At 36.4% G+C, this 17,929-nt stretch carries 17 protein-coding genes; 11 read left to right on the forward strand and 6 right to left on the reverse strand.

Annotated elements, in window-relative coordinates:
- The 10 genes from K8089_RS15265 to K8089_RS15310 all read left to right on the forward strand — a co-directional run.
- The coding region (locus K8089_RS15265) for a T9SS type A sorting domain-containing protein (protein WP_237604164.1) at nucleotides 1-180 on the forward strand (180 nt) is incomplete at its 5' end.
- 62 nt (nucleotides 181-242) lie between these two features.
- Nucleotides 243-782, forward strand: a complete 540-nt coding sequence (locus K8089_RS15270; RefSeq protein ID WP_237604165.1) for a CopD family protein — start codon at nucleotides 243-245, stop codon at nucleotides 780-782.
- Nucleotides 783-850: 68 nt separating this feature from the next.
- Nucleotides 851-2,308, forward strand: coding sequence for a sensor histidine kinase (locus K8089_RS15275; protein ID WP_237604166.1), 1,458 nt, complete (start codon nucleotides 851-853; stop codon nucleotides 2,306-2,308).
- A gap of 153 nt (nucleotides 2,309-2,461) precedes the next feature.
- Nucleotides 2,462-3,244, forward strand: coding sequence for an enoyl-CoA hydratase/isomerase family protein (locus K8089_RS15280; RefSeq protein ID WP_237604167.1), 783 nt, complete (start codon nucleotides 2,462-2,464; stop codon nucleotides 3,242-3,244).
- A gap of 68 nt (nucleotides 3,245-3,312) precedes the next feature.
- A complete protein-coding gene (locus tag K8089_RS15285) occupies nucleotides 3,313-4,890 on the forward strand; it encodes a hypothetical protein (RefSeq protein WP_237604168.1) in 1,578 nt (525 codons plus the stop codon).
- A gap of 103 nt (nucleotides 4,891-4,993) precedes the next feature.
- Entirely contained in the window at nucleotides 4,994-6,562 is a 1,569-nt protein-coding gene (locus K8089_RS15290) for a hypothetical protein (protein ID WP_237604169.1), read from the forward strand.
- Between the two features lie 91 nt (nucleotides 6,563-6,653).
- A complete protein-coding gene (locus K8089_RS15295) occupies nucleotides 6,654-8,480 on the forward strand; it encodes a Xaa-Pro dipeptidyl-peptidase (RefSeq protein ID WP_237604170.1) in 1,827 nt (608 codons plus the stop codon).
- Between the two features lie 200 nt (nucleotides 8,481-8,680).
- The gene (locus K8089_RS15300) at nucleotides 8,681-9,160 is read left to right on the forward strand and encodes an Hsp20/alpha crystallin family protein (protein ID WP_237604171.1); all 480 of its coding nucleotides are present in this window, start codon (nucleotides 8,681-8,683) and stop codon (nucleotides 9,158-9,160) included.
- A 145-nt stretch (nucleotides 9,161-9,305) separates the two neighbouring features.
- Nucleotides 9,306-10,376 carry a PA0069 family radical SAM protein gene (locus K8089_RS15305; RefSeq protein ID WP_237604172.1) on the forward strand — a complete coding sequence of 357 codons (1,071 nt, stop codon included), beginning with the start codon at nucleotides 9,306-9,308 and terminating at the stop codon, nucleotides 10,374-10,376.
- 160 nt (nucleotides 10,377-10,536) lie between these two features.
- Nucleotides 10,537-12,834, forward strand: a complete 2,298-nt coding sequence (locus K8089_RS15310) for a S9 family peptidase (protein ID WP_237604173.1) — start codon at nucleotides 10,537-10,539, stop codon at nucleotides 12,832-12,834.
- A gap of 110 nt (nucleotides 12,835-12,944) precedes the next feature.
- On the opposite strand, the gene K8089_RS15315 is transcribed toward K8089_RS15310, so the two are convergent.
- From K8089_RS15315 to K8089_RS15340, 6 genes are all read right to left on the reverse strand, one after another.
- A complete protein-coding gene (locus tag K8089_RS15315; protein ID WP_237604174.1) occupies nucleotides 12,945-14,123 on the reverse strand; it encodes an RDD family protein in 1,179 nt (392 codons plus the stop codon).
- Between the two features lie 69 nt (nucleotides 14,124-14,192).
- Complete coding sequence (locus K8089_RS15320; RefSeq protein WP_237604175.1) at nucleotides 14,193-14,660, reverse strand: toll/interleukin-1 receptor domain-containing protein; 468 nt, start codon at nucleotides 14,658-14,660, stop codon at nucleotides 14,193-14,195.
- A 220-nt stretch (nucleotides 14,661-14,880) separates the two neighbouring features.
- On the reverse strand, nucleotides 14,881-15,546 hold the full coding sequence (locus K8089_RS15325; RefSeq protein WP_237604176.1) for an HD domain-containing protein: 666 nt from the start codon (nucleotides 15,544-15,546) through the stop codon (nucleotides 14,881-14,883).
- The gene (locus K8089_RS15330) at nucleotides 15,546-16,289 is read right to left on the reverse strand and encodes a lysophospholipid acyltransferase family protein (protein ID WP_237604177.1); all 744 of its coding nucleotides are present in this window, start codon (nucleotides 16,287-16,289) and stop codon (nucleotides 15,546-15,548) included. The genes K8089_RS15325 and K8089_RS15330 overlap by 1 nt, the downstream gene beginning before the upstream one ends.
- 80 nt (nucleotides 16,290-16,369) lie before the next feature.
- Nucleotides 16,370-16,603 (reverse strand): hypothetical protein, encoded by a 234-nt coding sequence (locus tag K8089_RS15335; protein ID WP_237604178.1) that lies wholly within the window; start codon nucleotides 16,601-16,603, stop codon nucleotides 16,370-16,372.
- An 18-nt stretch (nucleotides 16,604-16,621) separates the two neighbouring features.
- Nucleotides 16,622-17,032 (reverse strand): BrxA/BrxB family bacilliredoxin, encoded by a 411-nt coding sequence (locus K8089_RS15340; protein ID WP_237604179.1) that lies wholly within the window; start codon nucleotides 17,030-17,032, stop codon nucleotides 16,622-16,624.
- 186 nt (nucleotides 17,033-17,218) lie between these two features.
- Here K8089_RS15340 and K8089_RS15345 point away from each other — a divergent pair.
- Nucleotides 17,219-17,929, forward strand: a 711-nt coding sequence (locus K8089_RS15345) for a molecular chaperone DjiA (protein WP_237604180.1), incomplete at its 3' end; no start/stop codon positions are given.

Here is a 17,929-nt window from a genome sequence, read left to right on the forward strand (position 1 = left end):
CAATCTGAAACCAATAATTTCGATTCCGTTTCCATTATGGATATTAATGGAAGAATTGTTATTGCATCAGAAAAATTAATTTCAAATAAAATAGATGTTTCAGCATTAAAAGGTGGAATGTATTTTATAACTATTAACTCTTCACAAGGTAATATCACCAAAAAGTTTATTAAAAATTGACATCTTAATTTATTTTTTTAAATAGGTATCTTTACAGCCAAGTCTAAAAACCTGCGCTGTTTATGGAAGCATACTACCCCTATTTAAAATCGCTACACCTCATATTTGTAATTACTTGGTTTGCAGGGCTTTTTTACATTGTGCGTTTGTTTGTTTATCAAATTGAAGCCTCACAAAAACCTTCTCCCGATAAAGAGATTTTGGGAGAGCAACTTAAAATTATGGCTTCTCGTTTATGGAATATTATTACCTGGCCAAGTATGATTTTGGCCCTTATTTTCGGGCTTTGGGTGCTTGGCATGCGCACGTTTTTTCTTGCCGATGCTTGGATGCAAGTGAAATTAGGCTTTGTTGTTCTTTTAATATTTTATCAATTTAAATGTCACCAAATTTTTAAACAGCTGCAACGTGGCGAAGTAAAATATTCGTCAAATTATATGCGCCTTTTCAACGAAGTGCCTACCCTCATTTTGTTTGCTGTAGTATTTCTAGTTATCTTAAAAAGTGCCGTCAATTGGATTTATGGCACTGTAGGTATATTCGTTTTTGCAATTATGCTAATGATGGGTTATAAAATCTATAAAAGAATTCGAGAAAAATAATATCCTTTTTCTGTGATTTGTTATTTGGGTTCGATTATTGCTATCTTTCATTCTTCAAAATAATGTAAATGTACTTTTACAGAAAATCACTTCGCACCCGTATTTTTCTTTCTCTCTTCCTTTTGGTTTTGGGAGCTTCGGTACTTATCGCTATTGTTACCGTTTTTCAATACAGAGAAGAAGCGCAGGATTATCACCGCGACCGTCTTTTAAGAAAAGAAGCTGCAATTCGCGAAAACATAAACTACGTTTTAAAAACCACCACCTACCCCGTTGAAACTGCACAAATTCCGCTAATTTTTAAAGATAAAATCTACGAAATAAAAGATATTCACAGTCTCGAGATTTTTCTGTACGACCTAAACGGAAATCTTTTAAAGTCTTCAAAACCTTCCTTTTTTAAAGACACTGTATCACCAAAGATGAATAAAAGTGCATTAGATGCGCTTCAAAATTCACCCACTAAAAGTTATATAAAAGAGTTTGAAGAAGGCGGTCAAAAGTATCAATCGTCTTACACGTATATTACCGACAGCTATTTTAAACCACTTGCAATACTAAATTTACCGTATATTGAAGACGACGGTTTTATAACCAAAGAACTTACCGAATACCTCTACCGCCTTGGCGTAGCTTACTTTTTCATGTTGCTTGTTGCCACTATAATGGCGTATTTTCTTTCAAAATATATTACCCGTTCTTTAAAAGAAATAAGCGATAAACTTTCGGGAACACGATTTGATACACGTAATAAAAAAATTCATATTAGCGATACGCCACAGGAAATAGCTGTACTTATAAACAGCTACAACCAAATGATTGACGAGCTGGAAAATAGTGCTGCGCAACTCGCTGCCAACGAACGTGAAACCGCTTGGCGCGAAATGGCAAAACAAGTGGCACACGAAATTAAAAATCCGCTTACACCTATGCGATTAACGGTGCAGAGTTTTCAGCGCAAATTTGATTGCAACGATCCTGATGTTGATACCAAAATGGCCGAATACACGAACACCTTGCTTCAACAAATAGACACCTTAAGTTCTATTGCATCGGCTTTTTCTACCTATGCAAAAATGCCCGCCCAACAAGACGAAACGCTAAATGTTGTTAAAATAAGCAAGTTGGCGTTAGATATTTTTAATGAAGATTATATCTATTTCTTTTCCGAAGAAGATGAAATTCGAGCACGTTTTGATAGAACCCAGCTAATTAGAGTAGTTACCAATTTGGTTAAAAACAGTATACAATCGGTGGAACAGCAAAAACCTGAAACTCCGCGAATCGACGTTGTAGTAAAATTAGAGAATACGATGGTTAGTATTTCTGTTTCAGACAATGGTATTGGCGTTCCGGAAGAAAACCGAAAATCTATTTTTGAGCCCCAATTCACCACCAAAAGTAGCGGGATGGGACTTGGTTTAGGGATGGTTAAAAATATAGTTGAAACTTATGGCGGAACAATTACGCTAGAATCTACAGAAGAAAAAACTACTTTTAAAGTTCTCTTTCCTGCAATGATTTAAGGATTTTAGTAGCTTTGTGACGTTGCGACGATTTCACGAATATTTTTCAAGAACGTCTGGAAAATTTCTTATTCAACGTAGGTCTCGACTGCGCTCGACCCGACAATTAATTCTTGAATAAGTGGCATAAATTATCTTAAAAAACTAATTAATATGAAATACAAAAACATACTTTCCGAAACCAATAATGGCATTACAACCATAACAATTAACCGTCCAAAAAAGTTAAACGCTTTAAACCGCGAAACTATCCAAGAATTACACAACGCTTTTGATGAAGCCAATGACACTTCAGAAACTAAAGTTATTATTGTTACCGGAAGCGGTGAAAAAGCCTTTGTTGCTGGCGCCGATATTAGTGAATTCGCTGATTTTTCGGTAGAAGAAGGCGCAAATCTTGCCGCTAAAGGTCAGGAATTATTGTTTGATTTTGTAGCAAATCTTTCTTCACCGGTTATCGCTGCAGTGAACGGTTTTGCTTTGGGTGGCGGACTAGAATTAGCAATGGCAGCACACTTTCGAATAGCTGCCGATAGTGCGAAAATGGGATTGCCGGAAGTTTCTTTGGGCGTAATACCTGGCTACGGAGGCACGCAGCGATTGCCGCAATTGGTAGGGAAAGGCCGCGCGATGGAAATGATTATGACCGCCGGAATGATCGATGCCAACCAAGCGCTTCAATACGGATTGGTAAACCATGTAACCACACCAGATGACCTAATTGAATTTACAGAAAAAATTGCGGGAAAAATTATGAAAAACTCTTCCGTTGCAATCGCTTCTGCAATTAATGCTATAAATGCAAACTACGAAGATGGCGAAAATGGCTTTGAAGTAGAGATTGAAGAATTCGGCAATTGCTTTGGTACTGAGGATTTTAAGGAAGGCACGCAAGCGTTTCTTCAAAAAAGAAAGGCAGATTTTCCAGGAAAATAATATTTTTTTGTCTGTAATTTCATTTGGTTTCGTACTTTGGCTACCGTTAAATCCAAATTTTACTATAGATGAAAAAATTACTACTTCTCCTATTTTTTATAGGCTCGCATTTTATTTATGCCCAAGATATTTCAGTAAAATCTAAAACCAGCGAAATATTTAAAGACAATAAAAAAAACACCTCCTTGCTTTTCTCTGAAAGCGATGGCCAAGGCGGTTTTATTACCATTCGGCAATATGTAAACAGTTTTACACGCGCACCCAAAGGCTATTATATAGACCATTACGACGCTAATTTAAAGCAGGTAAACGAAACCGAAATTGAAATAGATAACAACCAAATTAAAGGTCTCATGATTAACAATGGGGCTGTTTTTATTTTAGAAACTGCCCACGATAAAAAAGCCGATACTTTTAATTTTAACATTCTTGAAAGTTCGATTAGCAGTTTTGAGTTTCAGAAAAGAACACTTTTTTCACTAAATGAAGACGAGGTAAAAAAATACTTCGGCATTGGAATAGGCGTCTTTTTTATAAACAATGGGTTTAGCCAAATGGATTCCAACCCTTTTGGCGAAGTAACCTTTTCGGCTAAAAAGAATTTCTTCTGTGTAAATTTCGATATAAAAGACAAAGAATCGCAAACCCAACGACTGTACGTTTTTGATAAAAATTTCAAGCCAATTTTTGGAAGAGAATTTAAAAGAGACATAAAAGACAAGCTTTTTCAATACGAAAACATTGACGTAGACGATGAAACTGGTGAAATTTATTTACTGGGGAAAGTTTTCGAAAATAATTCTACAAGAACAAAAAAGAAAGGCAAAGCAAACTACAATTACGAGCTTCATAAAATTACAGCTACCGATGAAAAAAGTGTGAGCTTTTCACCCGATGAAAACTTTATCGGCTCCCTTTTCACCGTACGTGGCAAAAACAGCATTAGCTGCGCAGGATTTTATTCTGAAAAAAATGACTATCGTTATAAAGGAGTTTGCCGCTTTAATTTAGACCCAGAAACTCTAGCAATTACCCAGCAAAGCTATATGCCTTTTTCGGAAGAATTTATAAAAGACAAGTACGGAAAAGTAAAAGATAAAGAGCTAAAAAACCTCAGCTTTAAAAGTGCTATCATCAACGATAAAGAAGACATCGTACTAAATGCTGAAGAATTTTATGTCACCACGCATACCAGTTCTAGCATGAATGGTGGAATGACAACTCGCAGCGTCTATCATTTTAACGATATCGTTTCGGTAAAAATAAGCGGTGCTGGCGAATTGTTGTGGGCAAGAAACATTAATAAACGCCAGGCTACTTCGGGAGGATTGATGGAATATTTATCGTTTTCATCTACTGTTTTGGGCGATGACACCTATCTTTTTATCAATTGTTCCGATAAAATAAGAAAGATTAGCAAAGACCGTATTGAGTTTAAACAAGGCAATATGAAAAAAGCAAATCTATACGCCATAAAAATTGACAATGACGGCAATTATTCCTTTAAAAATATTGTAGATGATAAAGCTTCAGATGTTTCATTCTTTGTAAGTCAAGGTATTCACACCGGAATTGACGGTAGTGAAATGGTTTTTATAGGAAGAAAAAAATCGAAGAAGCAATTTCTAAAATTAAATATTCTGTAATTCACATTTTAAGGGTGTTTTTTTTACATATTCAATTTAAGTGTTAATAACAAAGAGCCTTTCAACAAAACGAAGGGCTTTTTTCTAAGTAATATTGTAAATTATGAGAACTATTATTATTTCGCTTTGCCTATTTTTAGGTGCAATGGCACACGCACAACAAGACTCACTGAAAATTTCGGCAAGTGAAATTTTTAAAGATGAAAAATATAAAACCACCCTTCTCTTTGCGAAAGAAGATACAAATGGCGACATTTTCACCGTTAGAAATTTCTATTCAAGGGTTTCAAACCCAAAAGGATATTATATTGAGCACTACAACAAAGATTTAAAATTGTTGAAAAGGACGGAAGTTGAAGTAAACCGAAACGAAATAAAAGGTTTGTTTTTAACCGAAGATTCAGTGGTTTTACTACAATTTCAATACAATTATAAAGCGAAAGAATATGCCTTTGCCACCCTAACTTCTTCCAAAGAAAATTTCAGTTTTGTAGAAAAAGAAATCTATACATTAGACAGAACTCGCCTTAACAAATACGATCATTTTGGCATTCGCAGTGAGCCGGAATACAATCTGCATCACAATTTTAATTTCGGCGATATTGTAGCATCTGAAAACGGGGAGTACCTCGCGCTAAATCTTTTCACCAAAACAAAAGATGGCAGTGCATTGTTGGTTATTGCATTCAATAAAAAATTTGAAAAAATTTACGAATATGAATACGAAAGCCTATTAACGCTAAAGGAAATTGACGCTAAAAACCTGCAATTACAATATTTTAATATGGTAATGGACAACGAAGGCTCGGTCTATTTTTTAGGAAGAGTCTTCAATAACGGCGATATAATTTTAGAAAAGAAAGATGCGCCCAATTATTATTTTATCCTTTTTTCGGCAGATGCAAATTCAAAAAAACAACAGCTAATTTCAATAGAAAGTAACAATATTATTAGATCGCTTCAATTGATAAATAAAGCAAACAAACTTGCCGCAGTTGGTCTTTACACCAATCCTTCAACTACAGGCTTTTTCGACAATTATATGGGGTATAGCGGCGTTGTTCGATTTAATTTTGATTCAAAAACATTGGGAACATCTTCAGAATCCTTTCAGCCTTTTTCTGAAGAATTTATGACGGAAAAATATGGGAAGGTAAAAGAAAAATTAAAAACTTTTCTATCCTATAGAAGTACATTTATGCTTGAAAATGGCGATATAATTCTTAATGCTGAAGAATTTTGGATGGATGGTTCGGGAGATTATGTAAATGCAAATCGAATTTATAACGACATTATTAGTTGCAGGATAAGTAACGATGGCGAATTAGTTTGGGCAAAAAACATTAACAAGAAGCAAAGTGCTTGGTCACTAAATAATATTCCGTTTCTATCATATGCTTCTACAACTAAAAACAATGTTTCGTATTATTTTGTGAATGCAGCTTCCGATTTAAAAATTTTAAAAAATAACGAAGTTGAGTTTAAGGAAGGACCGCGATTATACCTTTTAAAAATATTCGAAACGGGCGCATTTAGATATGAGAAGATTTTGTATCCAGATATTTACAACGCCCATCTCGGGTTGCGATTTGGTGTGTTGCTAAATGAATCTGATATTTTAGTGCAAGCAGAAAGTAACAAAAAACCAATGATGGTAAAATTGGCGTTTTAATTCTTAAAAATAGTTTTGATTAAAGTCCAATAGCTTTCAGTAAGATTCTTAACTTTAGCGATTTCTTTTCAGAAATTATATTCTAAATATTATGAAAACTTACTTCCTATTATTTGCCGCTTTTTTATTGACCATTTCTTCAATAGCGCAAGAAAAAGCAGAGCCGTGGTTTAAAGATGGCGAAGCACAAATTGTCCCAGCTTTTGTAAATGCTTCAGACTGGATTCGTACAGATTTATGGGTAGAAACCACTTTTGACACTGATGGCGACGGCAAGCCAGACCGCATGCACGTTGACGTTACAAGACCAAAACAAACCGAAACGGATGGTTTAAAACTTCCTGTTATTTATGAATCATCCCCATATTTTGCAGGAGTAGCACCAGAAACTGAAGGTGCTTTTTACAACGTATTTCAAGAATTAGGTGAAAAAAGTAAAGAGATTGTTCATCCGTCTGTAACAAGACGTGGCGAGCGACCCATAATTTCTAACACTCAAATACATACTTGGGTGCCGCGTGGCTATATAGTTGTTCATTCTTCTTCGCCGGGAACGGGGCTTTCTCAAGGCTCTCCAACTGTGGGTGGCGATAACGAATCGTTGGCACCAAAGGCAGTAATCGATTGGTTAAACGGTCGCGCAAAAGGCTACACAACGCCCGATGGAAACGAAGAAGTTAAAGCATATTGGGCCACCGGAAAAGTGGGAATGACGGGTACTTCGTATAACGGAACAATTCCGTTGGCGGCTGCAACTACGGGCGTTGAAGGTCTCGAAGCGATTATCCCTATTGCGCCAAATACTTCATATTATCACTATTATCGCTCCAATGGTTTGGTGCGTTCGCCGGGCGGATATTTGGGCGAAGATGTAGATGTGCTTTACAATTTTATTCACAGCGGCGACGAATCTAAACGCGCGCACAACAACGCAAAATACCGCGATGACGAAATTAAAAACGGCATTGATCGCGTAACGGGCGATTATAATGAATTTTGGGCCGGTCGCGATTATTTAAACGATATGAAACCGATGAAAGCCGCACTATTTATGGCACACGGGTTTAACGACTGGAACGTAATGCCCGAGCACAGTTATAGAATTTATAAAAAAGCCGAAGAAATGGGGCTGCCGGTAAAAATCTATTACCACCAAAAAGGGCACGGCGGGCCGCCACCGCTATCGATGATGAATAAATGGTTTACTAAATATCTCTTCGGAATTGATAACGGAATTGAAAAAGGTCCAAAATCGTGGATAGTTCGGGAAGATGACGATAATGACAATCCTACAGCATACGCCAATTATCCAAATCCGGATGCTGAAAAGGTTACGCTTCATCTAAATTCTACCTCACCAAATGAAGGAGTTTTGGCAATTAAAAAGAAGCGTACAAGACAACTACAAGCTATGCTGAGAGATGACTATCACTTTTCGGGAGATTCGCTCGCACAGCTTCAAAATTCCATTCACAGATTATTATTTGTAACGCCAGTTTTAAAAGAAGATTTACATCTTTCGGGGCTTTCAAAATTGAATATAAAATTGGCGAGTAGCAAACCTGCGGCTAACCTTTCTGTTTGGATGGTTTCTTTACCTTGGAACAATGCGCCAGATGCAAAAATAACCGATAATATTATCACTCGCGGTTGGGCAGACCCGCAGAATTACAAATCAATTACTGAAAGCGAACCTTTAAAACCAAGCGAATTTTACGAAATGTCTTTCGATTTAATTCCGGACGATCAAATAATTCCGGCTGGCCAGCAAATAGGATTGATGATTTTTTCAAGCGACAATAAATTCACATTATTACCAAAACCGGGAACTATTTTAACGGTTGATCTTGATGAAACTACAATTGAAATTCCTGTTGTTGGTGGCGAAAAAGCTTTCAGAAAAGCGATAACCAATTAATAGATTTACGATCACAAAATTCTGAAAAGAAGTCAGTTTTAAAAATGTCAAAATGTCGGTTTTTTTAATCGTGCAATTCAGGAATAGTTCTTTTTGTTAAGAAATTTTAAAATTTTAAGTTTCTAAAACACATAATTTGGGTTGGCATTTATTTTGTTCAATAGAGATTAAATTAATTGTTTAACTTAAATCTAAATGTTATGAGCACTTTAATGAATGTTCCTAAAAATGGAGGTTTAACAAGAACAACTAATAGCGGTTCTAACCTCTCACCCTGGACCTCTTTAATCGATGATATTTTCAATAGGGAAATGTCTTCGGTGTTTTCACAAAATTTCAATACAGGCATCAGCCTGCCCAAAGTTAATATTAAAGAATCTGCAGATGCATATTATGTAGAGATGGCAGCTCCCGGTTTGAAGAAATCTGATTTTCAAATTGATTTAGACAATCAACTGCTCACCATTTCTACCGAAGTGGAAGAAAAAAACGAGGAAAATAAAGAAAATTTCACCCGTAGGGAATTCGGTTATTCTTCGTTTAAACGAAGTTTTTCCCTGCCTGAAACGGTAGAGGATAGCAAGATTAAAGCCCAGTACAAAGAGGGAATTTTAAGCATTCACCTTCCTAAAAAAGAAGAGGCAAGACAAAAACCTCCAAGAAATATTCAGATTTCTTAATATGAATTTATTTGCAAAAGAAGGAGAGGTCTCGCGTAGACCTCTTTTTTTATACCAAATACAAACTATTGGAAATACTCCAAATAATACAGGGAATTATTCCAATTTTAATAGTAGTTTTGAAAATAATTTAGAGGAGCTTATTATGTCAGATTCAACATTAAAAGGGAGAGGGGCACAGAAAAATATTCACAACCGTTTTTTTGAAAATAATCACGAAGTGCTGGACGAATATTTAAATTTCTGTGAAGCCGAAGGCGAAGAAGCAGACAAAAACAAGACAAATTACATTGAAGTTTTCCCGAAAACATTTGTAAATAAAGTGAACAGCCCCGACGTGGGGATGGGTTATTCGGCAAATCCGTACCAAGGCTGCGAGCACGGTTGCGTGTATTGCTACGCCCGCAATAGCCATGAATATTGGGGTTACGGCGCAGGTTTAGATTTTGAACGAAAAATTCTTTTTAAAAAAAATGCGCCGCAGCTTTTGGAAGAAAAAATAACTTCGAAAAATTGGCAAGGAGAAACAATCGTTTTTTCAGGAAATACAGATTGCTACCAGCCTTTGGAACGCAAGATGGAAATCACGCGAAAGTGTTTGAAAGTAATGTTGAAATGGAAGCATCCAACTGGAATCATTACAAAAAATTCGTTGATTCTTCGCGATCTCGACATTTTAAAAGAGATGGCCAAACTGAATATAATTTCAGTAAATATTTCTATCACTTCGCTATCTGAAGACACGCGAAGGTTACTGGAACCGCGGACCGCGAGCATTAAGAAACGCTTGAAAACAGTTGCGGTACTTTCAGAAAACGGCATTCCCGTGCGTGTAATGATGGCGCCTATTATACCGTCGTTAAACAGTCACGAAATTCTTCCGTTGGTAAAAAGAGTTGCAGAACTTGGAGCGAATGATGTTAGTTATACCATCGTGCGTTTAAACGGGCAAATTGCTGAAATTTTTAAGGATTGGGCTTATAAAACCATCCCCGATAAAGCGGAAAGAATTTTAAACCAAATAGCCGAATGCCACGGCGGAAACCTCAACGATAGCAATTGGGGTCGTCGAATAAAAGGAGAAGGAACTATTAGCGAACAAATTAAAAATACAATGGCAATTGCCAAAAAACGCTATTTGAAAGGTAAAACGCGTGTGCCGTTGGACGCCTCACATTTTCTTCAATTAAAAAATCCGCAGATGAAATTATTTTAATTGGCAGTTGAGTAATTTTCCGGGAATTAACTGAAAGATTTAACTCGTTGCGAAATGAATTCTTTCAAAAACTGTTTCTGTTAATAATATTTGCGTTCCAGAATTTTTAAAGTGTAACATTTCAACTATAATTGAAACTAATAAGCAAAACCATATAAATATGAACAAAATATTAAATTTATCACTCGCATTAACTATGCTAATTTTCACTGGAGCGGTTCAAGCTCAGGAATTAAATGGTTCCTACAGCGGCACGCTCGATGTTCAGGGAATGCAAATGGAACTTGTTTTTAACATTACGCCAACCGAAGATGGGTATAGCGCAACTTTAGATGTTCCTGCTCAAGGAGCAAGTGGAATAGAACTTGATTCTGTAGTTTTGCAGGATAAAAATGTAACCATTACTTCGGCAAAAATGGGACTTTCTTATTCGGGTACTGTTTCTGGTGAACTTATAGAAGGTGAATACGAACAAATGGGTCAAAAATTTCCGCTAACATTGAAGAAAACAATTAAAACTAAACCGGGCAATACCGCTTTGCCTTCTACAGATGAAGAATTGGCTGCTCTAGCAGCAAAAGGAAAAGGCAATTACAAATATTCTGTAGCAGATTACTTTAAAACACCCGAAGCCTACTCTTTCCAACTGTCGCCAGATGGAAAATATATTAGTTATTTGAAAAGAAGGGAAACTGGCGAACGCGATTTGTATTTAAAAAATACCGAAACACAAGAAGAAACGCTTTTAATAAAGCAAGATGAAGATGTTATTCGCGGTTACTTTTGGGCAAATGACAGCCGTATTTTATATATGCAAGATAAAGGTGGAAACGAAAACCATCACGTTTTCGGTGTTGATGTTACTGGTGAAAATAAAAAAGAGTTAACGCCGTATGAAGGGGTTAAAGCAAATATTATTGAATCTTTAAAAGAAGACGAAGACCACATTATTGTTCAAATGAACAAGGATAATGTGCAACAGGAAGAGCCATACCGCCTCAATATTAATACAGGAGAAGTTACAAAATTATATACCGTAAAAGCAGGCGACCCACCAGTAGCCTCTTATGATTTTGATAGAAAGGGAAATTTGCGTGCAATAAACCGTATTGTAGATGGTATAAATATAGAGCTATTGTACAAAATTGATGGCGAATTTAAGCGTGTAAAACTTACCGAATTTGGCGATACTTTTGGAATTAGTTCTTTCAATCCAACAACCGAAAATCCAGACGATGCCTATGTTATTTCGAATTTAGATGGCGATAAGATTGAAATTCAATTGTATGATTTAAAAGCGAATAAAAAAATTAAAACACTATTTAACAATGATACTTTTGATGTTTCGGGTGTTTCGCTCTCTAGAAAGAGAAATTACGAAATAGATTATTTTAGCTATACAGGTGAAAAAACCGTGGTTGTTCCTGTAAGTACTACTTACAAGAAAATATATTCGCGCTTGCAGAAAAAATTTGGAGAAAAGCAATTTTTCACTCTAGGAAAAACGGATGACGAGTCGCAATATATGGTTGCCGTTACAAGCGATAAAATTGTAGGAGAATACTATTTATACGATGTGGAAAAAGATACGGTAACGCTTTTATACAAATTGCTTCCACACCTTAAAGCTGAAGATATGGCTACTGTAAAGCCAATAAAATTTCAAAGTCGCGATGGTCTTACAATTCACGGTTACATTACGTTGCCTGCCAATTACAAAGAGGGACAACGATTGCCGTTAATTGTAAATCCGCACGGTGGGCCACAAGGTATTAGAGACACTTGGGGTTTTAACCCAGAGGCGCAATTGTTCGCAAGTCGTGGTTATGCAACATTACACGTAAACTTTAGGGTTTCTGGTGGGTATGGAAAATCATTTTTAAAAGCCGGTTTTGGCGAAATAGGTCGTAAAGCAATGGACGATGTAGAAGATGGAGTAGATTACGCAATAGCTCAAGGCTGGGCAGATAAAAACAATGTAGCAATTTACGGTGGCAGCCACGGAGGATACGCAGTTTTACGCGGAATGACAAAAACCCCAGAAAAATATGCTTGTGGCGTAGATTACGTTGGCGTGAGCAACCTACATACTTTTATGAATACCATTCCCCCTTATTGGGAAAAATACAGGGAGTTGTTATACAAAATTTGGTACAACCCAAATATCCCGGAAGAAAAAGCAATTATGGACGAAATTTCTCCTGCTTTGCACGTAGATAAAATTACAAAACCGTTGTTCGTGGTTCAGGGTGCAAATGACCCACGTGTAAATATAGACGAAGCAGATCAGATAGTGGAGAGTTTGCGAAAGCGAGGTGTTGAAGTTCCGTATATGGTAAAATATGACGAGGGCCACGGATTCGCAAAAGAAGAAAACAGATTAGCGCTTTACGAAGCTATGATGGGCTTTTTTGCCGAACATTTAAAAGAAAATAAAATGAGCCCCGTAAAAAAGTAAGTTAATTCAATTCAAAATTAAATAAGGAATGCCGATGTAAAAAACATCGGCATTCTTGCTTATTGTAATCACTGATGTAAGCGCTGTTATGCTGTAAAATAAAACTAGTTTTAACGCTTTATTTTTTCACCTACAACCGTAGATGAAAATTGATCGTGAAATAATTTTTTGGTTTTTCTAAATGTGAAAATTTGAATAATCAACGGAATTATCAACATATATGAATAGGCCGTAATCATTCTAAAAATATTTCGCCAAAAGGCTTTAAAGAAGGTAATTCTATTTCCGTTTCTATCTGTAATTTCCAGTTTTAAAATCATCTTGCCAAATGTGCCGCGATATTTTGAAGATTCGAAAATGGCACAAATAATAAAATAGAAAAAAATACTGAATAGCAGTACAAATGTTGTTTCTGTATCTGAAACTTCTTCGGGGCTGTCTGGATAAAGCGAAACCGAAACCATAAACCATAAAATCATTGCCAGAAACATGGCGGGAAGTGCAGTAATTAAATTATCTAAATAATATGCTAAAGCCCGCTTCCACAGTACATTTCTGTAATACTTTTTTCGCCAATCAACTTGCATAGTGGCATTGGCAGTTTTCTTGGACCTTTGTTGTTGTGCTTGTTGGTTAACGCGCTGAGCTTTTTTATTTTCTCGTGGCTTTTCAACCTGTGTACGTGCTGCTGCTTTTACCGGTTTCTCTTTTTCAGGTGCTGGCGGCGAATTTTCTATTTCGGCATCTTCCAAGGCTTCGGCAACTTTCATTTCTGCCCTTTCCATCTCCAACCGACTTTCATAGGTAAAATTCTTGATAGCTTCATAAATATCGGTTACAACGGCTGTTAAGGCATCGTCTTCACTATTCCAATATTGTTTGTTGTTTAACGGTTGATAGTTTTTGGGCAGTAGCGTTAAATTTACAAATGGCGTAGATTTCCACATACAGTTTCGCACTAAAATAGGCAACATTATAGTTTCGTCTCTATTGTATCTTTCTATTACCTTTTGGGTACGTGCATAAATTTCGTCGTCATTAATAAAATCTGAACTTATAAAAGCCAGCACGATTTCGGCTTCATACAATTTCTGTTTGTATTCTTTTACATCTTGACCTGGAGGAATATCAAAATCGCTTTCTATTTCAATGGGTCTTTTAGAGCTTCTCACAATGGGGGTGAGGTATTTTTTTATTGCAATACACTGGGGTTCGTCCTCTGGCGCAGCTAAAAAATAGATGTTTATTGCATCAACTTCTGTAGTTGGTTCTGATTCATTGATTGCCATAATATTTACTTTAATGGTTAGTAGTTAGTGTATTATTTCAAATAAAATCATCGTTAGTCCAGCATCATTTTATTTTGCTAAAATATGGTCAACAAGTCTTTCTATTCCTTCTGCCACTTCAGTAAAAGCAGCATCGCGATCTGGATAATCTAAAATTGGACGGGCATTGCGAGGTAATGCCTGTAGTTTTGCATAAGGTAAGGAGGTCCATTTACAGTTTCTAAGTATAATTGGCACCACATAGGCAGTTCCCGCTTCGTGGCGGCGCATGGCTTCGGCCAACTCCTTGTCCCAAATAAAATCTGAAGCATTAAAATCAACACTAATTAAAAGTAGAATTACATTCGCTTTCCGCAATTCGTCCATTATGGCTTCATTCCAATCCTGACTGGCAATAATGGCTCTGTCGTTCCAAGTATCAATTTTGCCAGAACGTTTTAATACCTTGAGGTATTTGTCCATTTCGTTTTTAAGTTCCTCATCTTCGTGCGCATACGAGGTGAAAATCTTAACAACCGATTGTGAAGTATCTGCCATAATATCCAAACTTTATCCAATTTATGAATGCTCCAAAGTGTGGAGTTTATAATTTGTTTTGTGAGGAGACTATTTAGCTTTGCTATACTATTAAAAGAATAAATTTAATGAAATTATTGTATATAGTATGAAATTATCGCTTATTAAATGATTTGTTTTAAGCGAAGTAGCCTACAAAAAAAACAAGAAACATTCTTGAAGAAATATAAAAACGGCAAACTTACATGTGCTTCCCTTCCCACTCAGCATAAAATTGATGCAAAAATTTTTCCATAAACGCATGCCGCTGCGCAGCAATTTTTTTACCACTTTCGGTATTCATTCGATCCTTTAAAAGAAGAAGTTTTTCGTAGAAATGATTAATTGTAGGTGCGTTTGAAGCTTTGTATTCCGAAGGAGTCATATTTAAATTCGGTGCTATTTCGGGATCGTAGAGTTTTCGGTTTTTGAATCCGCCGTAATTGAAAGCACGAGCAACACCTACCGCTCCCAAAGCATCCAACCTATCGGCATCTTGCACAACAGCCAATTCTATTGAATGAAATTGCTGCGTTTTGTTTCCGCCCTTAAACGAAATATTTTCAATAATTTTTATAACGTGCGTTATTATTTCTTCTGAAACATGTTGCGTTGCAAGAAATTGTCGTGCCTTTTTAGGGCCAACACTTTCGTCGCCACCGTGAAATTTTGAATCGGCTATATCGTGAAGTAAAGCTCCAAGCGCCACCACCGTTTTATCTACTTTTTCACTTTTTGAAATGAGCAACGAATTTTTATAAACCCTTTCAATATGAAACCAATCGTGACCACCTTCGGCACCTTTTAATTCTTTTTTTACAAAAGCGATGGTATTGTCAACAATTTCTTCAGCAGAAAATGCAACCATTATTCGTGGATTTTTGATGTTACAATTTCTTCTACTTGGTCTATAAGTGTTTCCACTTCGCAATCTGAAATTTTTATGGCGGGATGGGCAATCATCTCTAACCGAACGCCCATTTGTATTGGAAACATACCATTGCGTTGTAATTTCCAAGAATTATTTATAGTAACCGGTACCACATAACCGTGGGGGATTTTTTTAAACAGGGTTTGCAGCCCAGTTCTTCTAAAAGGTTTGGGCGCACCTGTTTTACTGCGTGTTCCTTCGGGAAAAATTACGCCGCTTCTTTTAAATTCTTGGAGGTATTTTGAAAATTTCACCATTTCAACAATGGCTTGGCGCGGGTTTTTTCTATCAATTAAAATGGAGCCGCCGTAACGCAGATTAAAGGAAATGGATGGAATGCCTTTACCCAACTCTACTTTCGAAATAAATTTGGGATGATACCTGCGCAAATACCAACTTATGGGCGAAATATCCCACATACTTTGGTGATTCGAAACTATTATAATTGGAACGTTATTGGGTATATTCTCGCTTATTTCAACCTTAAAAGTAGTACCCACGATATTTAAACAACGCAACAAGGCATAATTAAAAACATCGACCGTTTTTTTGTGAGCAGTGTAACCAAACCAATTAAATGCCACCCATTGTATGGGATGAAAAACTAATATAGTTAAACCAAAAGCTAGGTAAAACAATACTGAAAAAGGATAGCTAATAAATTTTAATAGTGCTTTCATTCTCGTTCAAAAGTAAGAAAACCGCCTTAAAAAAGACGGTTTTTCTATTTGCATATTTCAGTTTCTATTTTTTGAGAACTTCAGTGTTTCGATTTCGAATTTTTTTTCGATTTGTTCTTTAGCGTATTTTTATCTAATTGAATAAAATTGTAAACACAAAGGGCAACAATTAATATCCAAAATGCCCTGTACAGCCAGTCATTTATCTCCTTTCCGAACAAATAAGAAACTTTTGGATCTTCGTAAAAATTGTAACCCAAAGCTCCCAATGCCAAGATACCAACAACTATAACGAGCGGTTTACTCAACTGCATAAAAACGTATTTAAAAACTTAGCAATATTCGTTATATGCACCTTTTAAGTTTTCGGCAATCATTTGCGCTGGGCGGCCTTCAATATGGTGGCGCTCTAACATATGTACTAATTCGCCATTTTTAAACAAAGCCATTGATGGAGAACTTGGCGGAAACGGTACCATGTTTGCTCGTGCGGCATCTACAGCCTCGCGATCTACGCCTGCAAAAACAGTTACTAAATGGTCTGGTTTTTTATCGTTTTGAAGCGACATTGCTGCTCCGGGACGCGCATTTGCTGCTGCACAACCACAAACAGAATTTACAACCACTAAAGTAGTTCCTTCATTCTTTATTGCTGTTTCAACGTCATCTGCAGTATGTAGTTCGGAAAAACCTACTTTGGTAAGGTCTTCGCGCATTGGTTTTACTAATTCGGGTGGGTACATAATATTTATTTTTAAAGTGTATTAAAATGTGACTGCAAAGATACTAATTCTATAAACGAAAAATTCCAAATTAACAAATTCCAAACTTCATATTAAGTAACATCAACTTCTTTAGTCTTCCTGCTTGAAATTTGTTTTTATTATTGAGTACCTTTGTCGGCTCTAAAAAAGAAAAATTACATTTTTATGATTCGTTGGTTATTAGCCGTTTTAGGCTATTTTATATACCGCTTTCCGGGTGCTATTGCTGGTTTTATTATAGGAAGCCTACTAGACAACTTAAGCGTAAAAGGCAAAACCTTTCAAACTTCATTTGGGTCTGCGCAGCAAGTTACGCCTGCAGATTTTGAATTAAATTTGTTATCACTCGCTTCCTTAGTAATTAAAGCAGACGGCCAGGTAAGTCAAACCGAGCTGGATTACGTGCGACAGTATTTTGTACAGGCCTATGGACGGGAGCGCGCCAATGCAACTTTTAAGGTTTTTAATGAAGTAATAAAAAAGCACGAAATTTCAGCTCAAAAAATCTGCAATAATTTTCGTCAAAGAACACGGTACGAAAGCAGGTTGCAAATACTCCACTTCTTATTCAGCATAGCCAATGCAGACGGAAGCGTTTCTACTGCAGAAGTTAATGAAATAAACCGCATTGCCGGATTTCTGGGAGTTTATGCCCGCGATTTTGAAAGTATAAAAGCAATGTTTTTCAAAAATCCAGACAGCGCCTACAAAATTTTGGAAATTGATAGAACTGCAACCAATGCCGAAATAAAAGCTGCATACCGAACAATGGTAAAAAAATACCACCCAGACAAGCTACAACATATGGACGAAGCGCACCAAAAAGGAGGCGAGGAAAAGTTCAATAAAGTGCAGGAAGCTTATGAACAGCTTCAG

This window comes from Aequorivita vitellina, assembly GCF_022008365.1.
GTDB classification, from domain to species: Bacteria; Bacteroidota; Bacteroidia; order Flavobacteriales; family Flavobacteriaceae; genus Aequorivita; species Aequorivita vitellina.

What these genes read in the sequence shown, in the direction of transcription:
- K8089_RS15270 (WP_237604165.1), top strand. Translation starts at nt 243, where the DNA reads ATGGAAGCATACTACCCCTATTTAAAATCGCTACACCTCATATTTGTA.
- K8089_RS15275 (WP_237604166.1), top strand. Translation starts at nt 851, where the DNA reads ATGTACTTTTACAGAAAATCACTTCGCACCCGTATTTTTCTTTCTCTC.
- K8089_RS15280 (WP_237604167.1), top strand. Translation starts at nt 2,462, where the DNA reads ATGAAATACAAAAACATACTTTCCGAAACCAATAATGGCATTACAACC.
- K8089_RS15285 (WP_237604168.1), top strand. Translation starts at nt 3,313, where the DNA reads ATGAAAAAATTACTACTTCTCCTATTTTTTATAGGCTCGCATTTTATT.
- K8089_RS15290 (WP_237604169.1), top strand. Translation starts at nt 4,994, where the DNA reads ATGAGAACTATTATTATTTCGCTTTGCCTATTTTTAGGTGCAATGGCA.
- K8089_RS15295 (WP_237604170.1), top strand. Translation starts at nt 6,654, where the DNA reads ATGAAAACTTACTTCCTATTATTTGCCGCTTTTTTATTGACCATTTCT.
- K8089_RS15300 (WP_237604171.1), top strand. Translation starts at nt 8,681, where the DNA reads ATGAGCACTTTAATGAATGTTCCTAAAAATGGAGGTTTAACAAGAACA.
- K8089_RS15305 (WP_237604172.1), top strand. Translation starts at nt 9,306, where the DNA reads ATGTCAGATTCAACATTAAAAGGGAGAGGGGCACAGAAAAATATTCAC.
- K8089_RS15310 (WP_237604173.1), top strand. Translation starts at nt 10,537, where the DNA reads ATGAACAAAATATTAAATTTATCACTCGCATTAACTATGCTAATTTTC.
- K8089_RS15315 (WP_237604174.1), bottom strand. Translation starts at nt 14,123, where the DNA reads ATGGCAATCAATGAATCAGAACCAACTACAGAAGTTGATGCAATAAAC.
- K8089_RS15320 (WP_237604175.1), bottom strand. Translation starts at nt 14,660, where the DNA reads ATGGCAGATACTTCACAATCGGTTGTTAAGATTTTCACCTCGTATGCG.
- K8089_RS15325 (WP_237604176.1), bottom strand. Translation starts at nt 15,546, where the DNA reads ATGGTTGCATTTTCTGCTGAAGAAATTGTTGACAATACCATCGCTTTT.
- K8089_RS15330 (WP_237604177.1), bottom strand. Translation starts at nt 16,289, where the DNA reads ATGAAAGCACTATTAAAATTTATTAGCTATCCTTTTTCAGTATTGTTT.
- K8089_RS15335 (WP_237604178.1), bottom strand. Translation starts at nt 16,603, where the DNA reads ATGCAGTTGAGTAAACCGCTCGTTATAGTTGTTGGTATCTTGGCATTG.
- K8089_RS15340 (WP_237604179.1), bottom strand. Translation starts at nt 17,032, where the DNA reads ATGTACCCACCCGAATTAGTAAAACCAATGCGCGAAGACCTTACCAAA.